The organism is Alcaligenes sp. SMD-FA, assembly GCF_025960365.1.
Classification (GTDB): domain Bacteria; phylum Pseudomonadota; class Gammaproteobacteria; order Burkholderiales; family Burkholderiaceae_B; genus Alcaligenes; species Alcaligenes aquatilis.
In genome coordinates this window covers 1,670,623-1,689,353 of record NZ_CP110108.1, presented here as the reverse complement: position 1 = coordinate 1,689,353, position 18,731 = coordinate 1,670,623, and the positions used below count along the sequence as shown (strand labels likewise).

Here is an 18,731-nt window from a genome sequence, read left to right as displayed (position 1 = left end):
CCATTACTCTCCGTTGGTGAAGCTGAAATTGGTCAGATACGATTCGTACAAGCGCACCGGCTCGACACCATCAGGCAAGCGCTTGGCAATGGCCTGAAAGCGGCGGTCGTCATCGGTGACGATATAGGCAATGCGGATTTCAGCGGCCCTAGCCAGCGCCTTGATAAAAGGTGTGGCCGCATCCACATTGCTTAGCAAGCCATAGGCGTCTGCTACCGCCCAGCCATCGTCGGGCAGCTTGTCTATGCGGCTGCCTCGCGCTCCGGCTCGCAGCCACAGCAACGGAACAATCCTGTTGAACGCCAGGTTGTAATTGACCGATACCGGCGTCTCATAGGTCAGCGTAAAGAACTCGGCGTTTTCCTCGAAGCCATCGGCCATCGGAAACTCATCGGTGAATTTGTAGTCACCCTTGATCGGCTCGCCGTCTGGCGTTAAGCCGGTAATGGCAGCGGCAACACGAGGTTTCGTAATGTAGTCACAAATACCCCACTTTTCCCATTCGGCATCGCCGGGGCGCAAGCCTGCTTCGCGCAACTTTCTTTGCTCGTCGGCAGCGACTTCGTTGTTGGTGACCGAAATGCATTGGCGATGGCCACCGTCCTGCTTATTGAGACGCATCACAGCGTGAGCGGTCGTCCCAGAGCCCGAAAAGAAGTCCAAAATAACGGCCTCTGGCTTGTCCTTCACGAAGAAACGAAGAGCATCCTCGACGGCGTAGAGCGCCTTGGGAAAAGGAAAGCGCCGCCCCGGAAGCAAAGCACGGATTATGTTCGTTCCATGACTTCCAGCATCGTGAGAAGTCATGTTCCATATGGTTTTGGGTGCTGTGGAACGACTCCCCTCCGCGTAAGCAATTTCCAGCGTTCCATCGTCCCTGCGGCCAGTGACGATGATATCGCCGGCTTCAATCTGCTCTAGCTGATTGAACGACAAGTAATAGATTGGAACCGAATTACGGGATAAATCGATCCGACCGATCCGCACTGCTCCTCGAGACATTAGTGCGCGCAATGTGTCTGGAACCACAGACCAACTGTATTGCTGCCCGTCACTAGATGGTGGCCACACCGCAATAGTTCCAGGCGGAGCATCCATGGGATCATCGGTGCCAAGCGGAACGGTATTGCCAACGGAGTGAATGCCGCTTCCATCGCTCTTAACGTAAATCGGATACCAAGAGCCGGGATTATGCGGCCGCAAGCCCTTTCGTCCCGTGCGTGCAAGGCCACGCCACCGAACATCAGCATCTTGCGAATAATCGCGTTCGGTTAGCATATCCCGACTCCAGCGCGTTAGCTTAGCCTTACCGAACGAGACAAAGAAGATATATTCATCAATACGGGAAAACTCATTGGCCCGTGCTGTGCCTTTCGGATTGATGACGGATGCTACCATCTGAACCTGGGCCTCTGGGAACAACTGTTCCAACAATAACCCCAAGCGCAGATATTCCTTTTCATCAATGGTAACGATCAAAACGGAGTCTGCTGGGTTCAGGAGCTCCTTAGCTACCAGCAAGCGCCGCTCCATCATCGCCAGCCACTTACTGTGTCTGTAGAGATCATCACCCTCAACGTAATCGTTGTTGTATTTCCAGTCCTTCGCCCCACTGTTGTACGGTGGGTCGATGTAGATGGCATCTACCTTGCCTCGATGGGTATAGGTCAATGCCTTGAGGACGTGGTAGTTCTCACCATTGATTACTGTGTGGCAGGGCTTATTACCACCACGCTGAACCTTGCCGGTACTGACCAGGCCCGGATAGATGGTGTCGCGGAACTCGGCCACCACCACCAGATCATCCAGCGCCACGGTCTGCGTTTCGATCTCTGCCGCACCCAGCAACTCCAGGTCAGCCGTTTTCTTCACCTTGTGGATCGCCTTTACCTGCCACAACCGCAGATCTCCTTTTCGGGTCGCGCCACGCTCTGGTAGTACGCGCACCTTGTCACCCTTGCGCTTCGGGCGCAGCGGCAGTTCTACCGCTTCGGGGCTATGCCGCTCGAAGTTCAAGCCGAAAGGAAGGCGCGAAGAAAGAATCTTGAACTCTCGATCCAACTCAGCCCCCAAGGCCGAATCTTTGGCTTTTGCCTTGGCAATTAAATCAGTCAGTCTGGACACGGAAATGCTTTCCCTCTTTTTTTCTTCGCTATTGATGGCGTGGTTGTACGACGCCGCAATGCTTGTAAATTGTGGTTCGAGATACGCCATAGCGACGGGCCACGTCGGCCACCTGAATATCGGGGTCACGCAGCAGGGCTTTGATCTCTCTAACCTGCTGTTCATCCAGCTTCGGCTTGCGGCCACCGGCGCGGCCACGGGCACGAGCGGCCGCCAACCCGGCTTGCGTCCGCTCTCGGATCAAACCGCGCTCAAATTCGGCCAGCGCTGCGAACACATGAAATATCAGCTTGCCCGCCGCGCTGCCTGTGTCGATCTTTTCTGTCAAACTTTCAAAGCCGATGCTGCGCTGCTCAAGGTCGGTCACGATCTGCACAAGGTCTGGCAGGCTGCGCCCGAGCCGATCCAGCCGCCACACCACCAGGGTGTCCCCTGCCCGCAGCGCCTTGCGGCACTGCTCAAGCTCGGGGCGAGCCGTATTCTTGCCACTGGCCGCTTCTTCGTAGATCACGCCACACCCAGCCTGCTGGAGCGCGTCGCGCTGCAGGTCTAGGTGCTGATCATCAGTCGATACGCGGGCGTACCCTATGCGTTGATTCATGGACGCATCCAGGACATTGAAAACTTGACGCCGATATTAACACTCATATGCGACTTTCACGAACACAAAGTGCGCCACTTTGATCTGTACAAAAAACCACCGTTTTCCGAACACTGAGGCCACGTGCGAAAATATGAACTCAAGGTTTAGAGTGGCCACCAGTGGCTACAAAAGAGGTACAAGCATGAACAAGAAAGAAACCGAGAATACGATTGCAGATAGTCATGTCGTCACAGCTGGCCCGGTACGCTACACCATGGCCAAGTTGCTGGCCGACGCGGGAGCCTCTGGGGCTTACCCGCTGCCTCCAGAGGAACGGGAATGGGTCGATGCCCCACCTGTAGGCCGAAAATGGCCCAATGATGAGAAGTAAAAAGGCGACCACTGGCCGCCGTTCTCCATTTGCGCATTTACTCAAAACATCATTAGTCACATGCTTGACGTACGACCCTCATAGATTCCTGAAAATCTGCCCTGGTCGCCAGCCCTGTTTCGGCTTGATAGTAAACCATCATAAAAGTGTTAGCGACGGCTCCGACCAATGGCCCAAGGCTCCGCACTTCCGCTTAGTTGGTGTACTCCGAGGGGGCAAGAATAGCGAATACTTAATCCTGCCTGAAAATGCCAGACAGTCGGTACGACGCAAAAAAACAAAAAAGCCCGCAGTTACGCGGGCTTAGCGGCTTTTTATGCCTTTAGATGCCTAATCGTGCCAGACGTGGGATCATTCCCACTCTATTGTAAACAAGACATTTTTATCTTTTATATTCAATGGCTTATTTTCCTGCTAATTGGTAATACCATGAAAAATACCATGCTCAGAAAAGGCTTAACAATATTTTGAAAAATTGCCTACTGAGCGCTGCCGCACAGCTCCATAGGCCGCTTTCCTGGCTTTGCTTCCAGATGTATGCTCTTCTGCTCCTGCAGCTAATGGATCACCGCAAACAGGTTACTCGCCTGGGGATTCCCTTTCGACCCGAGCATCCGTATGAGACTCATGCTCGATTATTATTATTATAGAAGCCCCCATGAATAAATCGCTCATCATTTTCGGCATCGTCAACATAACCTCGGACAGTTTCTCCGATGGAGGCCGGTATCTGGCGCCAGACGCAGCCATTGCGCAGGCGCGTAAGCTGATGGCCGAGGGGGCAGATGTGATCGACCTCGGTCCGGCATCCAGCAATCCCGACGCCGCGCCTGTTTCGTCCGACACAGAAATCGCGCGTATCGCGCCGGTGCTGGACGCGCTCAAGGCAGATGGCATTCCCGTCTCGCTCGACAGTTATCAACCCGCGACGCAAGCCTATGCCTTGTCGCGTGGTGTGGCCTATCTCAATGATATTCGCGGTTTTCCAGACGCTGCGTTCTATCCGCAATTGGCGAAATCATCTGCCAAACTCGTCGTTATGCATTCGGTGCAAGACGGGCAGGCAGATCGGCGCGAGGCACCCGCTGGCGACATCATGGATCACATTGCGGCGTTCTTTGACGCGCGCATCGCGGCGCTGACGGGTGCCGGTATCAAACGCAACCGCCTTGTCCTTGATCCCGGCATGGGGTTTTTTCTGGGGGCTGCTCCCGAAACCTCGCTCTCGGTGCTGGCGCGGTTCGATGAATTGCGGCTGCGCTTCGATTTGCCGGTGCTTCTGTCTGTTTCGCGCAAATCCTTTCTGCGCGCGCTCACAGGCCGTGGTCCGGGGGATGTCGGGGCCGCGACACTCGCTGCAGAGCTTGCCGCCGCCGCAGGTGGAGCTGACTTCATCCGCACACACGAGCCGCGCCCCTTGCGCGACGGGCTGGCGGTATTGGCGGCGCTGAAAGAAACCGCAAGAATTCGTTAACTGCACATTCGGGATATTTCTCTATATTCGCGGTTCAGCAGGCATGTCCCCTTTGAGGGCGACCCGACGACAGGATAATCGACCTTATGGTGCGCAAATATTTCGGCACAGACGGTATTCGTGGCAAAGCCAACGAAGGCGCGATGACGGCGGAAACCGCCTTGCGCGTCGGCATGGCGGCTGGCCGTGTCTTTCGTCGCGGTGACCACCGCCATCGTGTCGTGATCGGCAAGGATACGCGCCTGTCGGGCTATATGCTTGAACCCGCGCTCACAGCCGGTTTCACCTCGATGGGCATGGACGTATTCCTTTTTGGCCCGCTGCCGACAACGTATAGGAAGAATAAACGCCCTTTTCACCCAAGTCCAACAGCTTTGGACCGCAGTTGACTCTTTCGACACCCCTGCGATGCAACCCAATCCGGCTGACGGGGAGCCAGCAACGCTGAAAATTTACCCTCCTCTTTCCCACTAGCGGCTCCTTTTCCGACAACCAGCACGGCGGATCCCTGCCGCGGCGCTGTGAACGCAGCATTTTGATTGGTATCGTTGGCCTTCAGGCTCGTCAGTCAAACAGACCCAGGAGCAGCTCAGCCGGTGGCGCCCGGCTTTCGGGTAACGCCCTGGTCCCGCTGGTTTCGGCTTTGTGCTTCAGGTGATCAAGGATCTGCTTGATCACTATAGGGTCTTCAATGCAGGCGATGACTTTCATGGCGCCGCCGCAGCCGCTGCAGGTCTCGATGTCGATATTGAAAACACGCTTGAGCCGTTGCGCCCATGTCATCGACGCTCGCCGTTGTGCTGGTGTTGCCGGTTCATCAGCCACCCTGACCTTGTTGCCCCTGCCCCGTTTTGCCGGCGTGACCAACGCCCGGTGCCGACTGTTGGGTGCGAACACCCCGTGGAAGCGGGTTAGGTTGACTCTGGGCTTCGGTACCAGGGCGGCCAGCCTTGCAATGAAATCCAATGGTTCGAAAATGACGTGCGTGGTGCCGTCCCGGTACGGCGTCTTGAGCTGGTAGCGCACGTTGCCGCCTCGTGTTAACGACAGCCGCTTCTCGGATACCGCCGGGCGGCTGATGTACCGGCACAGCCGTTCGAGCTTCTTGCGTTCATCGGCCCTGGCCGCCACGCCGGCGTGCAGGCTGGACCCGGCTACCTTGCCAATCCCGTCACCGAACGGATCACCACTGGTCGGCAGAGTTTGCAAAGTGAACACCTTTCGCCCCGCCTGTGAACCGACAGCGATACGGTAAGTGATCGAGTGCCCCAGCAGGGGTGTCATCGGGTCGTCATCCACCGCATCCGAGGCCAGATAGCTGTTTTCGACATCCCGTTCCAGCAGGCCTTGCCGTTCCAGATAGCGACCCACCCGGTGGGCGATGGTGTGCGTCAGCTGGGTGAGCTCTGGGCTGGTCGGCGCCTTGACCCAGCGGAAACGCGCTGAGCCGTGGGATTGCTCGACATACACACCGTCGAGAAACAGCATGTGGAAGTGAACATTCAGATTGAGCGCCGATCCAAAACGCTGGATCAGGGTGACCGCGCCCGTCTTGGCCACTTGGTGGGTATGGCCCGCTTTCTTGACCAGGTGCGTGGCAATGACGCGGTAAACGATGCCCAGCACCCACCCCATGATCTCGGGCCGGCTGGCAAACAGGAAACGCAGCTGAAACGGGAAGCTCAACACCCACTGACGCATGGGTTGTTCAGGCAGTACTTCATCAACCAGCAAGGCGGCACTTTCGGCCATCCGCCGCGCCCCACAGCTCGGGCAGAAACCGCGACGCTTACAGCTGAAAGCGACCAGGTGCTCGGCGTGGCAAGACTCGCAGCGAACCCGTAGAAAGCCATGCTCCAGCCGCCCGCATTGGAGAAATTCTTCAAATTCCCGTTGCACATAGCCCGGCAATTCCTTTCCCTGCTCTGCCATAAGCGCAGCGAATGCCGGGTAATACTCGTCAACGATCTGATAGAGAAGGGTTTGCTCGGGTCGGTGGCTCTGGTAACGACCAGTATCCCGATCCCGGCTGGCCGTCCTGGCCGCCACATGAGGCATGTTCCGCGTCCTTGCAATACTGTGTTTACATACAGTCTATCGCTTAGCGGAAAGTTCTTTTACCCTCAGCCGAAATGCCTGCCGTTGCTAGACATTGCCAGCCAGTGCCCGTCACTCCCACTCGATTGTAAACAAGCACACAAAACCCTTTAGTGACAACAATTTGCAAGAACTATCAGGCTCAGTGCCATGAAAAATACCATGACCAGATCATGAGGTTGAACACGGCTTGCGCCGGCAGCGTTCACGCTCCTGGTCGGCGATCTCGCCCGGCTGCAATGCTAGCTCAGCATCGGTCATGCGCTCCAGCACGTCGCGTAGGCGGATGGTGCAAGGAATGGGCGGCAGCTCGAACTCATAGCCGCCGGCGATCATTTCGGCCGCAATCTCCTCGGTGATGAAAAACGGCTCGTCGTCTTGGTTCGGCTTCTTCATGCCCTTTCCTCCTGGCGCTCATCCTGGCCGACAGCGGCCAGGGCATCGGCTTCCGTCAATGCGTCCTCCACGAACGCGCCGTGCTGCTTCGCTTCGGCCTGGCTGACCTCGGCCCATATCCGTTTCACCTGGGCCGCACTGTACCCGGCCAGCTCGGCGGTCTTGTTGATGCTGTAGCCGGACTTGCGCAGCGCGACAACTTGGGCGCGGCGCTTCGGATCAGCACGGCGGCCCTTGTACCGCCCGGCCTGGCGGGCCAACTCAATGCCTTGGCGCTGGCGTTCGCGCCTGTCCTCGTAGTCGTCGCGGGCCATCTGCAAGGCCAGGCGAAAAAGCATGATCTGCACGGCTTCCAGCACGATCTTGGCGACGCCCTGGGCCTCGGCCGCCAGGTCGGATAGATCGACCACGCCAGGGACGGCCAGGCGTGCGCCTTTGGCCTGTATCGAGGCCACCAGGCGCTCGGCCTCGGGCAAAGGTAGGCGGCTGATGCGGTCGATCTTCTCGGCAATGACCACCTCGCCGGGCTGTAGGTCGCCGATCATGCGCAGCAGCTCAGGCCGGTCGGCGCGTGCGCCGGATGCCTTCTCACGGTAGATGCCGGCGACGTAGTAGCCGGCGGCCTTCGCGGCCGTAGTGATCGCCTCTTGGCGTTCCAAGTCCTGCGCGTCGGTGCTGACGCGCAGATAGACCCGCGCCACCATCGGCGCGGCTACTGGCTTCGTCCTGCGCATACTTGCGGGCTCCTTTGGGCATACTCAAATGCACCCATCTTAAACTGGCAGGCCAATTTATCACATATCGATCTAAATGCGCCTAGCTCATTTTTACAGCTTAAATGAGCTATTGAGCACACTCCATATTTCGACTATTATTGAAACATGGAAACGATAAATGCTGTAGCCGCCCTGGCGGCCATCGCTCAAGAATCGCGCCTCGCGGTGTTCCGGCTTCTCGTCCAGGCCGGCCCCGCCGGCATGGCCGCCGGAAAAATCAGCGAAGCGGCCGGCATCCCGCCGTCTTCGCTATCCTTCCACCTGAAAGAGCTGGCACACGCCGGCATGGTCACGTCGCGGCAAGAAGGCCGATTTGTGATCTACGAGGCGAACTTTTCGACGGCCACTAACCTGGTGGCCTTTCTCACGGAAAACTGCTGCGGCGGCCAGGTGTGCAACCTGTCTTGCACCACGGAAGCCGGGAAGGTGTTGGCATGAGACTTCGCCATCTTTCCGACCCCGATTCTTTGCCCGCTTTGGACAAATCCTTTGCCATCGAGCGCCCGGCGCTCGGGCTGGCACCCGACGCCCCGCCGGTGCGTATCCTGCTGCTGTATGGCTCGCTGCGCGCCCGCTCGTTCTCACGGCTGGCCGTCGAGGAAGCGGCCCGGCTGCTGCAATTCTTTGGCGCAGAAACACGCATCTTCGACCCGTCCGATTTGCCGTTGCCCGATCAAGTGCAAAGCGACGATCACCCGGCCGTCAAGGAGCTGCGCGCCCTGTCCGAGTGGTCAGAGGGACAAGTCTGGTGCAGCCCGGAACGCCACGGTCAGATTACCAGTGTCATGAAGGCGCAGATTGACCATCTGCCGCTTGAAATGGCCGGCATCCGGCCGACCCAAGGCCGCACCCTGGCCGTGATGCAGGTATCCGGCGGCTCGCAGAGCTTCAACGCCGTGAACACCTTGCGTCTGCTCGGCCGCTGGATGCGAATGTTCACCATTCCGAACCAGTCGAGTATCGCCAAAGCGTTCCAAGAGTTCGACGCGGCGGGCCGCATGAAGCCCTCGCCGTACTACGACCGAATAGCCGATGTGATGGAAGAACTGGTGCGCTTCACGGCGCTGGTACGGCCGCACCGTGAAGCACTGACAGACCGCTATTCCGAACGGAAAGCGGCCGGCCACGTCATCGACGAGGCCACCGATCTTTCATCCATCGCCATTGCTCCCCAGCCACTACCAGAAAGCGAAACATCATGACCGAAAGAATCTATAACGTCCTCATCCTCTGCACCGGCAATTCGGCGCGCAGCATCATGGCCGAAGCTCTCATCAACACGATGGGGCAAGGGCGCTTCCGCGCCTACAGCGCCGGCAGTCACCCAACCGGCAAGGTCAATCCCTTCGCCGTCGAAAAGGTGGAGTCGGTGAATTACCCGACCGAGAATCTGCGCAGCAAGAGCTGGGACGAGTACGCCACGCCCGACGCACCGAAGATGGACTTCATCATCACCGTCTGCGACAACGCCGCCGGCGAAATGTGTCCGGTGTGGCCTGGTCAGCCGATCTCGGCGCATTGGGGATTTGAAGACCCGGCCGCCGTCGAAGGCACTGACGCCGAGAAGCGCCGGGCCTTCGAACAAACCTTCCGGCACATGATGAACCGCGTCCGCCTGTTCGTGAATCTGCCTCTCAAAATGCTTGACCAGACGGCCATCAAGCGCGAGCTGGCGAACATCGGCAAGACCGAGCAGGAAGCATGAGCGCCGGCGCACAGGCCATCGCCGCGAAGCCGCGCCAGGCCCCGATGAGCGGCTTCGAGCGTTACCTGACGCTGTGGGTGGCCCTGTGCATCGTCGCCGGTGTTGCGCTCGGCCAGGGCCTTCCTGACGTGTTCCAGGCCATAGGCCGCATGGAAGTGGCCCAGGTCAATTTGCCGGTGGGCCTGCTGATTTGGGTAATGATCGTCCCGATGCTGGTCAAGATCGACTTCGGGGCGCTGCACCAGGTCAAAGAGCATTGGCGCGGCATCGGCGTCACGCTGTTCGTGAATTGGGCCGTCAAGCCATTCTCGATGGCCCTGCTGGGGTGGCTGTTCATCCGACAAGTGTTCGCTCCGTTCCTGCCGGCCGATCAACTGGACAGCTACATCGCGGGCTTGATCTTGCTGGCCGCCGCGCCCTGCACGGCAATGGTGTTCGTGTGGAGCCGCCTTACCAACGGCGACCCGCTTTTCACGCTCTCGCAAGTGGCTCTGAACGACGCCATCATGATCGTGGCCTTCGCGCCCATCGTCGGCCTGCTGCTGGGCATGTCCTCGATCTCGGTGCCTTGGGACACGCTGCTGATTTCGGTCGTGCTCTACATCATCGTGCCGGTGATCCTGGCGCAGCTCTTGCGGCGGCATCTGCTCAAGCAAGGACAGGCCGCCTTTGAACGGGCCATGCAGAAGATCGGGCCGTGGTCGATGGCCGCGCTGCTGCTGACGTTGGTTCTACTGTTCGCCTTCCAGGGCGAGGCCATCATCCGGCAGCCGTTAGTGATCGCCATGCTAGCCGTGCCGATCTTGATTCAAGTGTTCTTCAATTCCGGGTTAGCCTACTGGCTGAACAAGCGGGCGGGGGAAAAGCACTCTGTCGCCTGTCCTTCGGCCCTGATCGGTGCCAGCAACTTCTTCGAGCTGGCCGTGGCGGCCGCCATCAGCTTGTTCGGTCTGCACTCCGGCGCTGCATTGGCAACCGTGGTCGGCGTCCTGGTCGAAGTGCCGGTGATGCTGCTGGTCGTGCGCGTGGTGAATCGCTCGAAGAGCTGGTACGAACGAGGTTGAACATGAGTAGGAAAAAACTGAGGAAATGATTGCAGATTGCCGCGCCGGCCGCTTCCTGGCGCATTCGATCACTGACCTGGAACACCTAGTATCCATGCTTGCTGAGGTCGCCCGATGACAGACCCAAAGAACCTAGAGAACAGGCTGCATGAGAAGGCCGACCCGGCCCGCGCCGTTTCCACTGGTCGGGTGCGCTACACACTGGCCGAACTACTGGCCGACGCGGAAGCATCCGGGGCTTACCCGCTGCCGCCGGAGGAACGCGAATGGATGGATGCGCCGTCTGTGGGTCGGGAATGGCCAAACAGTGAAGATTGAAAAAGGCGGCCAGTTCGAGTGGCCGCCCTTTCGTCATTAGCTGCACGCTTGGCGCAAGGCGTTCATTGCTTCTTGAAAATCAGCCTGTGTCGCCCGGCCCGTTTCAGCTTGGTAGTACACCACCATAAAAGCATTAGCGACGGCTTCGGCCAATGGCCCAAGGCTCCGCGCTTCCGCTTGGTTGATGTACTCCAAAGAAGAAAGAATAGCCGCTGCTTGATGCACTGCTTGCCCTGGTTCGATAATATGTTGTGTTGTCATAATTCACCTCTCCAGTAGGTGTTGATTGAAAGTGCCGGGCTGGTTGTGGCCAGCCCGGTGCGCCTACAGGTACAGCCCCGCCGCCTCCGCGAATGCTGACCGCTCATTCCTGCCGCCATTAACCTCAATACTTATCGGCTTAGTTTCGCTCTCTCTCATAGGGTCTGGCCGTGATACAAAAGCGGCTGTTTCTGTCTCTGCATCGACCTCGGTCGATTGATCACCCAGCGGCGAAATAAATACCTGGCTGACTTCTTCCCTTGGCGCTTCATCCAGGGCCGCCAATGCGGCCATGTATGTTGATGTCGTCATCGTGCTAACTCCTGACTTCGTTACTATCTGGGCCAGAATCGGCGCCCAAGCTATTGCCCTCGAACTGGCCAGATTGGCTTGCTTCTTTCGGCTCCATGCTTTCGCGTATCGAAGCAGCCAGTTTTCCGCCTGTGGTTTCGCTCACTCGCTCCTGGAATCCCTGCTTCACTTGAGAGCCGACACCCTTGGCTAACTCGGAGGCCGTGCCTGTGGCCAGCTTCGCGGCCTTGGCAAAGCCGCCACCGCTTGAGCTACTGCCGCTGTCACCAAAGCCAGCCGCTTGGGCGAATGGGCTACTGCCAGCAGTACCCGCTTCACCACCACCGTTTCCGCCACTGCTGACAACTGACCCCATGCTGGACATGTCACCGCCGGTTTCCATACTCGCTGATGCTTTCTGAAAAGCCGCTTGGAGTGCACTTGCACCTCCGGCTGCACCGGCTGCGGCACCCATAACCGCTTTACCTGCCAGGGCAGCGCCGCCAGTTGCCATACTGGCCGCCGTCACCGCCGCCCCAACTGCCGCACCCGCACCGAAGTTTCCAATTCCACCGGCTGCGCCAATACCACCACCAGACACAAGACCAGAAATCATCGGCGGAACTTTGTTGACCAAGAAAAGCAAGATGACCGATATAACCAACATCACGGCCAGTTCCTGGGATGCCATGTTCTCGCTGATTTGCGTGTAGTAGTGATTGATGAACTCTTTGCCAATCGCAACCAGAAGCACCATTGCCATAAGCTGTGCGGCCAGGCCCAGCACGGTCTTGTAGTAATTGATCGCCATGTCGGAAGTCCAACGACTTCCACCAAAGCCAAGGAAGAACACACCGGCATACAACAGAATCCAGGCTGATGCGAGCAACAGCAACAGGTTGACCGCAATCAACGCCAGGACAAACAAAACAGCCAGGGCCATTAGCTCCATGACCAGAGCAGTTGCCATCTGCCGCCATCCCAGCTCCGAGGTGGCCTGTACTGTGCGGTTGTATAACTCGAAACCAAGATCAAGGATGCTGGAGGGCCCAAGATTGCTATTGGAAAGTCCCCCCGCCTGCGCGCCCAGAGTTTGCAATGACTGAACAATCGTACCGGCGATATTCATGCCCTGGTTCGCATTCGTCAGCAACCACCAGAAAAAGCCGGTGAAGATCGTGAAGCGAACGAACTCCGCGAAGAACTCGCCAATGTCGGCCTTGCGCAAAGCCATCATGCCGAATGTCCAGACCATCGAAATCACAACCAGCGTCCAGAACAAACGCGATGCAGCGGACTCAATAGCTGGCCCCCATGTTGCGGCAGCATCATGAAAACGCTTGAGCACATCATTCATAACACCGCTGCTACTTAGCTCCTGCGCCATTGCAGGTTCAGCCAGCACCATTGTGGCGACCATCATCAAGCCACCTAGAGCAATTTTCTTTCTCATGGCGACCACCTCAATAATCATCTTTAGGGCTGGGCTTGAACTCCCACTGACGCATCTGCTTGGCCTTCTGGAATGCTCTGCATTCCTCGGTAAAGGCCTCTCGGTTCGCTTCGCTGCGCATTTCATTCAGTGCTGCCTGGAACGCATCGGGGGCACACGTCGCCGCATTTGGTTCGGGCATCCTTTCCTGTTCACATCCAGCCAACAACAGCAACGTAGCCGCGGTAGTAAAAAAGATTTTTTTCATCTCACCGCCTCCCTAGTAGTTGTCTGCCGGACTCGGGCGAAACGTCCAGGTACGCATTTGCTCGGCCCTGGCATCACCTCGCGCCTCGGCATCGAGTTCTGCTGCAATCCGGGCTGCCTCCGCGTTGTGTTGGGCGGTCAACATGGTGCGAATCTGCAAGAGCTGATTGGCCTGCTGGCTGGCGAGCTGGTTGGCGTAGCCGATGGCCTGTAGCTGGCCAGTTGCACCCTGGGCCGCGCCTTGCAGCCGCTCCAGGGTACGGGCGTCATCCTTCAAAGCCTTTTGCTGGTCGGCAACGGTCTGGAACAGGGCATCGTTGGCCTTCTTTTGCGACTCTGACGCCAGGCGGCGGTTCTCTTCCATCGCTGCCTTTTCGGCCGGCGTGCATCCGCCGCTGCCGTTGAAGCATGGCGAGCTGCGGTAATAGGCCACGTCCTGAAACTTGGCCAGGTAACGATCCAGGCTGCCTAGCTGGTTCTCGTAATAGGCCAGCGTGTTTTGCGCGGCAATCAGCCGGTTGATCGTAGTCTGCGCCTGATCCCAGATATACGCGGCTGGGGCCATCGTGTTCTGGAGCTGATTTTCGTACTGCTGCAACTGGGTCTGGTACTGCTCAATCTGCTTGAGCGTCTGCGCCACCGACTCGATGGCCGTCATGATGTTCTGGGCCAGGTTGCCGCCGTCGATGACGGGGATACCAGCTTGCACAGGGGCGGTGGTAGTGGTGATAAAGCCGGTTGCGAGTGCAACGGCTAGAGCGGTTTTTTTAGCCGCTAAAATTTTGGACTTCATGGTCGTACTCCGTCGATGAAAAGAAGGCATTGCCTTGACCAAGCGTTGTGCTTGTTCTCGGCAACGTTTCATCGAAGAGCTACGCCACTAGCTGATCGGTATTGCCCTTGGCGCTGAGGCCCGGACTTACAAACGTAAAACTACTCTGTTTTTTTATCGCTTTCGGACAAGCCAACTTCCCGGCCAATCTCTTCAAGCTCTAGCGGCTGTACTGCCGCCGTCAGTATTTCGCGTATTTCCGCGTCGGTGCTCCTATCGTTGAGCGCTGCTCGAACTTTCAACGCACGGTGCACCTCGGCGGGTAAATTCCTGATAAGCACATTTGCCATATCAATACCCTTTTGGTGTACCCGACAACCATGCTATCAAAGATATTAAAAATAGCAAGACCTATACTCTTGCAACCGGCGGTAGCCGATCAGCCCCGCAGGGCAGGATTCCCGTTGAGTGCCCCCGGCGCGAATAAGGGACAGTGAAGATAGATAACCGGCTTGCCGGTTAGCTAACTTCACCCATCCTGCCCGCATTTCACCCACTATTGAAAATCTAGCGCATATCGAACGTAAAGCGTTTTATCGTCAAACAAACACCGATTCTTGGCAACATAACCGTAATCGTCACCAAATCGGCCTGCAATCGACATAGTCGCTTCAAAATCGCTGCTCAATCGGCTTTAAATCGGAACCTAAAATGCCAACAATCGACACAAACCATTCGCCCCGATGGGGCGAGTTGGACGCCAAAAAAGAAGGGCATAACCCGCCCCTCAAGTGTCAATGAACACAAGAAATTTGCCTCCCCTCCCGTCATACCACTAAGGCGACGTATTGATACTTGAGGGGCAACCTTTCCTGATGTTGACACCTTCACGCAGGTTACTGGTTATGGGCGTCCAACACACACGGCTCATTCCTGCTTGGTAATAATAAGAATAATAATCTTCTTATTATTCTTACCGAACGAATGGGCACTGCTTAGCCATTTCACGTTTCGAGCCAAGGTTTCAGTACAGATAACTACAAGTGCACACAGCGGCCCTCCAGCACCGTTAGACGCAGATTCTGCTTCAGCTCATGGAATAAGGGACTCCGGGTTGTTTTCCCCTCTCACAAGGCGTTTCAGCGGCCACTGAAGCCGCCTTCTCTTCTTGGCGTTAAACCATCGGCCTATGGCCGATTGATAAAGCCCGCCAGGGCTTTATTGGCAAGGTCAGAACGCGCCCTCAAGGCGCGAGCTGCACCGCGCATGATGGATTATCTTTAGATAATCTTGGATGGATTTCCCAAACTGCCCGCAAAGCAGCGCACCGTCTGGGTTTTCCAAATTGGGACGGGGAACGTTACGACGGCAGAAGGGGAGCGTTACGACGGTAACAAGGGAACGTTACGACGGTAAACGGGTGCAGTTGCCGTGGGGCCAGGCCTCTTGATCTCCCATTTTCCCTTGGCGTATTCGTTCACTACCCAACCCACGGCGGCAAGTTCGGCCAGTGCCTTCCGGGCAGTCTGACGGCGTTTTTTCATAGCTTCGGCATTGGCTTCATCTGGCCAGACATAGCCGCAAAGCGTGTCCAGTTCCACGCGCCCGGATTTGCCGGGGTCGATCCAGCCGCATAGCCGTTGGTGCATCAGCCGTGCCGGATCAGTCTGTAGCACCCGCACTTCCGCCATGTCGATACGGGCATATGGACGATGCCCCAGGATCGCTTCGGCAATACGCGGATTCAGGGCAACCCATAGCCTGCCGTCCGTCTCGTCAAAAGCATGACTCATCAGGTGGAACGCGGCTTGCCGCCGTCCCTTCGTCACAAGGATGGTGACGTTCGACATGCGCAGCAGGCTGGCTTTGAGCGCCTTGATGTTGTCGCCGCTATCCGTCATGCCCGTTTCTGAGAGCAGTTTGGTCAGGCTCTCACGAACCACCAAGCCGTCTTGCTCAATGGCTTCGAAACGGGGTTCAAGGAATAGCCGTAGCTGTCGCCCCGTCTCACTGGTCGGTTCCGGGGTTAGCAAGATGCCGTTCGGGCCGCCAAGGGCCACGATGCCTTGCAAAAGACGCATATCATCGGCCCCGAGAGGTTCGAATCCGACGAAACGCATGGATTCGTCCTCGCCAAAGGTGTAGGTCACGTCCAGCTTGCAGCGTTTGCGATCGCCACGCTTGAGGCTGCGGAACAGGCCAGGTGCCAAACAGTGCGCGGGATCATGTCGGACGTGGGTCAGGTCATGCTTAGGCTTCTTCACGCTGTCTCCTTTTCACCTTGCACTGCCGCTCCAGTACAGCAGGCTTCAACACGCCGCCGTCGTGCCGTCTAAACCAGAGTTCTTGAAAAGGTGCGCCATAGTTGGCCTTGCTGACGCCAAAGCGGACAAAATACCCACGCTGACAATCATCGACCCCCAGTATCTCGGCCTCGCCTTGCGTCATGCCGGATAGGTACGATTGCCAACGGATGTTATCAACCAGTACGGACGATCCACGACTGGCCTGCTGTTGATCGCCCGACCCCATCATGGCTGCGCTTTTACTCGCGTGGTGCAGAAACACAATGGAGCAGCCTGTATCAGCGGCTATGGCCTCCATGTGCCCAACAACCTGCGCCATCGGCCCGCTAGCGTTCTCCTCCTCAATGTGGAAGCGCCGCAAAGTGTCCAAGATCATCAAGCGACGACCTTCAGCGGCTCGTTTGAGAGCATCGAACCAGCTAGCAGCCATGATGTTTGGGCATTTACCGATCAAGGGTTCAATGAGCAAACCATCAGCCACGGCTTGCCGTTCCGCTGCGCTGAGGTGTGCCCCAAGGGCGTGCAGACGATGGTGAATAGCGGCCGGTGGATCTTCAGCAGGCAGATAGACCACTTGCCCGGTGGGAAACTCGCCTATTTCAAGTAAATCAGGCCCGCCTGCAATCTGTGCAGCCAATTGAAGGGCCAACATGGATTTACCAGCCCCACCAGGCGACACAAGAGCACCAACAGTGCCAGCAACCATATTAGGCAGAACATAATCAATGGGTGGCGGCAATTCCGTGAAAGCCGCCATAAGATCAAGAGCCATATAACTAGCCCTCTATAGGGCCAGGTCGCGCAGCTTGATCACCCGATGATTTACGTGCCTCAATCCACTCTTCGACCTCTGACAAATCCCAGGCGACATTTCTACTGGTTAACGCGATACGGCGTGGAAAATCCCCTCGCTGCTCCAGGTTATAAATTGTTCGTGTCGAAAGCGGGATCATCTCCAGGAGCTTCTTCCTGTTGATGAGGGTCTTTATATTTTGCATGGGTCAATACCTCTCAAATGAATAGTTGCTATTCATCGAGTAGCTGCGCGAAGCAGCTAATCGGTAATTGACCTGCCCGATGCCAATGGCGGCCTTATTTATAAATTCACGGCATCAACTTCAATGCTATCAAAGATAGCAAAAACATCAACCCTTACTGCCTCCCGAAGTCCACTCATCAATCATATCGGCCCAATCCTGCAACATCGCCGCCCGCTGCTCGCGGTACTCAGCCTTGTTGTAGACAGCCCTCACGCCCTTCTGCTCGTGCGCCAGGCACTTCTCGATCCAGTCGGTGTTGTAGCCGGCCTCATGCAACAGCGTGCTGGCTGTGCGCCGCAAATCATGCGGTCCGAACTTGGTAAGTGACTTCCCATCTTTCTGCGCCGCCTTGTAAGTCAGCGTCAGCACCTGGTTAAGTGTGGCAGCGCTCATCGGCGCATCCGAGTCGTACCGTGATGGCAAAACGAAGTCGGAACCACCGGCAAAGGTTTTCATGGCAATGAAAATATCCAGAGCCTGCTGGGACAGAAATACCAGGTGCGGGTTACGGCGTTTCATCCGCTCCTTTGGAATCGTCCACAACGCTTCGCTGAAATTGATCTCGCTCCAGGTCGCATTGGTCAGCTCGCTCTTGCGCACCATCGTCAGCAATAACAGCTTGGCCGCCGCACGGTTTGTTGGGCTTGTGCCCACTCGCTCCATGTACTGGTACATCAGCCCAATTTCTTCTGGCGTCAACGCTCGGTCACGTGGCTCGAATCGAGCGATGCTTGTTGGGCGCACCAGTTCTGCCGGGTTTTCGACCTTCTGCCCACGCTCGATGGCCCAGCGAAATACCTGCAACACGATTTCACGCACATGAACGGCGGTGGCCGGTGCGCCTCGCTCAACAATGGCATCAGCCAGCGCCCGCAAGTCTTCGTGGGTGATCTCCACCAGCTTCTGATTGCTGAATTTCGGCTTCAGCTCACGCTCATAAACCGAGCGGCGCATATCGCGGGTGGAGTCGGCCATCTGGTAGCCACGCAGCCACTTCTCCGCCCAGGCACCGAACGTCTCTGCATCTTTCACCCGCGCCTTGTCTCGGGCTTTCTCCTTGGCCGGCGACTTGCCCGCCGCAACCATCTTCTTGGCGTCACCCAACAGCTCGCGGGCTTCGGCCAGGGTGATGCCACCGACACCATAACGCCCAAAGGTGATGGTCTCCTGCCGACCGTTGATTGAGTAGTTGTAACGGAACGAGATGGAGCCGGCTGGAGTCACTGCCACATAGAGACCTTCCCGGTCATTCACTTTGTAGAGTTTGTCCCTGGGCTTGAGATTGCGCAGCTTGGTATCGGTCAGCATGTACCTTGTCCTTCTTCGTCTCCGATACCATGCTGAAAAAATCTCGAATTTATCGTATTTTTTCTTACGAAACAGTAACTTATAGAATATTAATACCATGAACACACAAAAGAACGCAGCATGGTA

Annotated in this window: 23 protein-coding genes and 1 pseudogene; 8 read left to right on the top strand and 16 right to left on the bottom strand. The window is 57.1% G+C overall.

Annotation, left to right across the window (positions count from 1 at the left end; all coding sequences use genetic code 11):
- Positions 1-3: 3 nt before the first annotated feature.
- Both OKX01_RS07765 and OKX01_RS07760 read right to left on the bottom strand, forming a co-directional pair.
- Positions 4-2,214, bottom strand: coding sequence for a site-specific DNA-methyltransferase (locus tag OKX01_RS07765; protein ID WP_264672730.1), 2,211 nt, complete (start codon positions 2,212-2,214; stop codon positions 4-6).
- On the bottom strand, positions 2,153-2,725 hold the full coding sequence (locus OKX01_RS07760) for a recombinase family protein (RefSeq protein ID WP_264672729.1): 573 nt from the start codon (positions 2,723-2,725) through the stop codon (positions 2,153-2,155). The genes OKX01_RS07765 and OKX01_RS07760 overlap by 62 nt, the downstream gene beginning before the upstream one ends.
- Before the next feature lie 184 nt (positions 2,726-2,909).
- On the opposite strand from OKX01_RS07760, the gene OKX01_RS07755 reads away from it, so the two are divergent.
- A complete protein-coding gene (locus tag OKX01_RS07755) occupies positions 2,910-3,098 on the top strand; it encodes a hypothetical protein (RefSeq protein ID WP_264672728.1) in 189 nt (62 codons plus the stop codon).
- Between the two features lie 52 nt (positions 3,099-3,150).
- On the opposite strand, the gene OKX01_RS07750 is transcribed toward OKX01_RS07755, so the two are convergent.
- Positions 3,151-3,285 (bottom strand): type I toxin-antitoxin system ptaRNA1 family toxin, encoded by a 135-nt coding sequence (locus OKX01_RS07750; RefSeq protein WP_413544465.1) that lies wholly within the window; start codon positions 3,283-3,285, stop codon positions 3,151-3,153.
- A gap of 471 nt (positions 3,286-3,756) precedes the next feature.
- On the opposite strand from OKX01_RS07750, the gene sul2 reads away from it, so the two are divergent.
- Both sul2 and glmM read left to right on the top strand, forming a co-directional pair.
- Complete coding sequence (sul2, locus tag OKX01_RS07745) at positions 3,757-4,572, top strand: sulfonamide-resistant dihydropteroate synthase Sul2 (RefSeq protein WP_001043260.1); 816 nt, start codon at positions 3,757-3,759, stop codon at positions 4,570-4,572.
- 86 nt (positions 4,573-4,658) lie between these two features.
- Positions 4,659-4,901 (top strand): annotated as a pseudogene (gene glmM, locus OKX01_RS07740) (phosphoglucosamine mutase); the annotation flags it as partial.
- 235 nt (positions 4,902-5,136) lie between these two features.
- Here the strand turns inward: glmM and OKX01_RS07735 are convergent.
- From OKX01_RS07735 to OKX01_RS07725, 3 genes are all read right to left on the bottom strand, one after another.
- A complete protein-coding gene (locus OKX01_RS07735) occupies positions 5,137-6,630 on the bottom strand; it encodes an IS91-like element ISVsa3 family transposase (protein ID WP_001120888.1) in 1,494 nt (497 codons plus the stop codon).
- A gap of 210 nt (positions 6,631-6,840) precedes the next feature.
- On the bottom strand, positions 6,841-7,065 hold the full coding sequence (locus OKX01_RS07730) for a hypothetical protein (RefSeq protein WP_000743213.1): 225 nt from the start codon (positions 7,063-7,065) through the stop codon (positions 6,841-6,843).
- On the bottom strand, positions 7,062-7,799 hold the full coding sequence (locus tag OKX01_RS07725) for a recombinase family protein (protein WP_001366550.1): 738 nt from the start codon (positions 7,797-7,799) through the stop codon (positions 7,062-7,064). The genes OKX01_RS07730 and OKX01_RS07725 overlap by 4 nt, the downstream gene beginning before the upstream one ends.
- A 147-nt stretch (positions 7,800-7,946) precedes the next feature.
- Between OKX01_RS07725 and OKX01_RS07720 the strand changes: the two genes are divergently transcribed.
- The 5 genes from OKX01_RS07720 (at position 7,947) to OKX01_RS18875 (ending at position 10,928) form a co-directional block, all read left to right on the top strand.
- Complete coding sequence (locus OKX01_RS07720; RefSeq protein WP_000447876.1) at positions 7,947-8,279, top strand: ArsR/SmtB family transcription factor; 333 nt, start codon at positions 7,947-7,949, stop codon at positions 8,277-8,279.
- The gene (gene arsH / locus OKX01_RS07715) at positions 8,276-9,043 is read left to right on the top strand and encodes an arsenical resistance protein ArsH (protein ID WP_001239389.1); all 768 of its coding nucleotides are present in this window, start codon (positions 8,276-8,278) and stop codon (positions 9,041-9,043) included. The genes OKX01_RS07720 and arsH overlap by 4 nt, the downstream gene beginning before the upstream one ends.
- Positions 9,040-9,546: an arsenate reductase ArsC gene (locus tag OKX01_RS07710; RefSeq protein ID WP_000140066.1), complete on the top strand. Its 507-nt coding sequence runs from the start codon at positions 9,040-9,042 to the stop codon at positions 9,544-9,546. Before arsH ends, OKX01_RS07710 begins: the two co-directional genes overlap by 4 nt.
- Positions 9,543-10,610, top strand: coding sequence for an ACR3 family arsenite efflux transporter (gene arsB / locus OKX01_RS07705; RefSeq protein ID WP_001272375.1), 1,068 nt, complete (start codon positions 9,543-9,545; stop codon positions 10,608-10,610). Before OKX01_RS07710 ends, arsB begins: the two co-directional genes overlap by 4 nt.
- Positions 10,611-10,724: 114 nt before the next feature.
- Positions 10,725-10,928 (top strand): hypothetical protein, encoded by a 204-nt coding sequence (locus OKX01_RS18875; RefSeq protein ID WP_000131871.1) that lies wholly within the window; start codon positions 10,725-10,727, stop codon positions 10,926-10,928.
- Positions 10,929-10,964: 36 nt separating this feature from the next.
- On the opposite strand, the gene OKX01_RS07700 is transcribed toward OKX01_RS18875, so the two are convergent.
- The 10 genes from OKX01_RS07700 to OKX01_RS07655 form a co-directional block, all read right to left on the bottom strand.
- Positions 10,965-11,189 (bottom strand): type I toxin-antitoxin system ptaRNA1 family toxin, encoded by a 225-nt coding sequence (locus OKX01_RS07700; RefSeq protein ID WP_000211355.1) that lies wholly within the window; start codon positions 11,187-11,189, stop codon positions 10,965-10,967.
- Positions 11,190-11,252: 63 nt separating this feature from the next.
- Positions 11,253-11,501, bottom strand: a complete 249-nt coding sequence (locus OKX01_RS07695) for a hypothetical protein (RefSeq protein ID WP_000213809.1) — start codon at positions 11,499-11,501, stop codon at positions 11,253-11,255.
- A 4-nt stretch (positions 11,502-11,505) separates the two neighbouring features.
- Positions 11,506-12,933 (bottom strand): P-type conjugative transfer protein TrbL, encoded by a 1,428-nt coding sequence (trbL, locus tag OKX01_RS07690; RefSeq protein WP_001405816.1) that lies wholly within the window; start codon positions 12,931-12,933, stop codon positions 11,506-11,508.
- Positions 12,934-12,943: 10 nt separating this feature from the next.
- A complete protein-coding gene (trbK, locus tag OKX01_RS07685; protein WP_000718002.1) occupies positions 12,944-13,180 on the bottom strand; it encodes an entry exclusion lipoprotein TrbK in 237 nt (78 codons plus the stop codon).
- Between the two features lie 12 nt (positions 13,181-13,192).
- Positions 13,193-13,972, bottom strand: a complete 780-nt coding sequence (trbJ, locus tag OKX01_RS07680) for a P-type conjugative transfer protein TrbJ (RefSeq protein WP_000836966.1) — start codon at positions 13,970-13,972, stop codon at positions 13,193-13,195.
- Positions 13,973-14,112: 140 nt separating this feature from the next.
- Positions 14,113-14,301: a FitA-like ribbon-helix-helix domain-containing protein gene (locus tag OKX01_RS07675; protein ID WP_000024442.1), complete on the bottom strand. Its 189-nt coding sequence runs from the start codon at positions 14,299-14,301 to the stop codon at positions 14,113-14,115.
- 1,032 nt (positions 14,302-15,333) lie between these two features.
- Positions 15,334-16,215, bottom strand: a complete 882-nt coding sequence (gene repC / locus OKX01_RS07670; RefSeq protein ID WP_000743064.1) for a replication protein C, IncQ-type — start codon at positions 16,213-16,215, stop codon at positions 15,334-15,336.
- Positions 16,202-17,029: a helicase RepA family protein gene (locus OKX01_RS07665; protein WP_001162384.1), complete on the bottom strand. Its 828-nt coding sequence runs from the start codon at positions 17,027-17,029 to the stop codon at positions 16,202-16,204. The genes repC and OKX01_RS07665 overlap by 14 nt, the downstream gene beginning before the upstream one ends.
- Positions 17,030-17,033: 4 nt before the next feature.
- Positions 17,034-17,255 carry a helix-turn-helix transcriptional regulator gene (locus tag OKX01_RS07660; protein WP_001179606.1) on the bottom strand — a complete coding sequence of 74 codons (222 nt, stop codon included), beginning with the start codon at positions 17,253-17,255 and terminating at the stop codon, positions 17,034-17,036.
- A 147-nt stretch (positions 17,256-17,402) separates the two neighbouring features.
- A complete protein-coding gene (locus OKX01_RS07655) occupies positions 17,403-18,605 on the bottom strand; it encodes a tyrosine-type recombinase/integrase (protein ID WP_000954590.1) in 1,203 nt (400 codons plus the stop codon).
- Between the last annotated feature and the right edge of the window lie 126 nt (positions 18,606-18,731).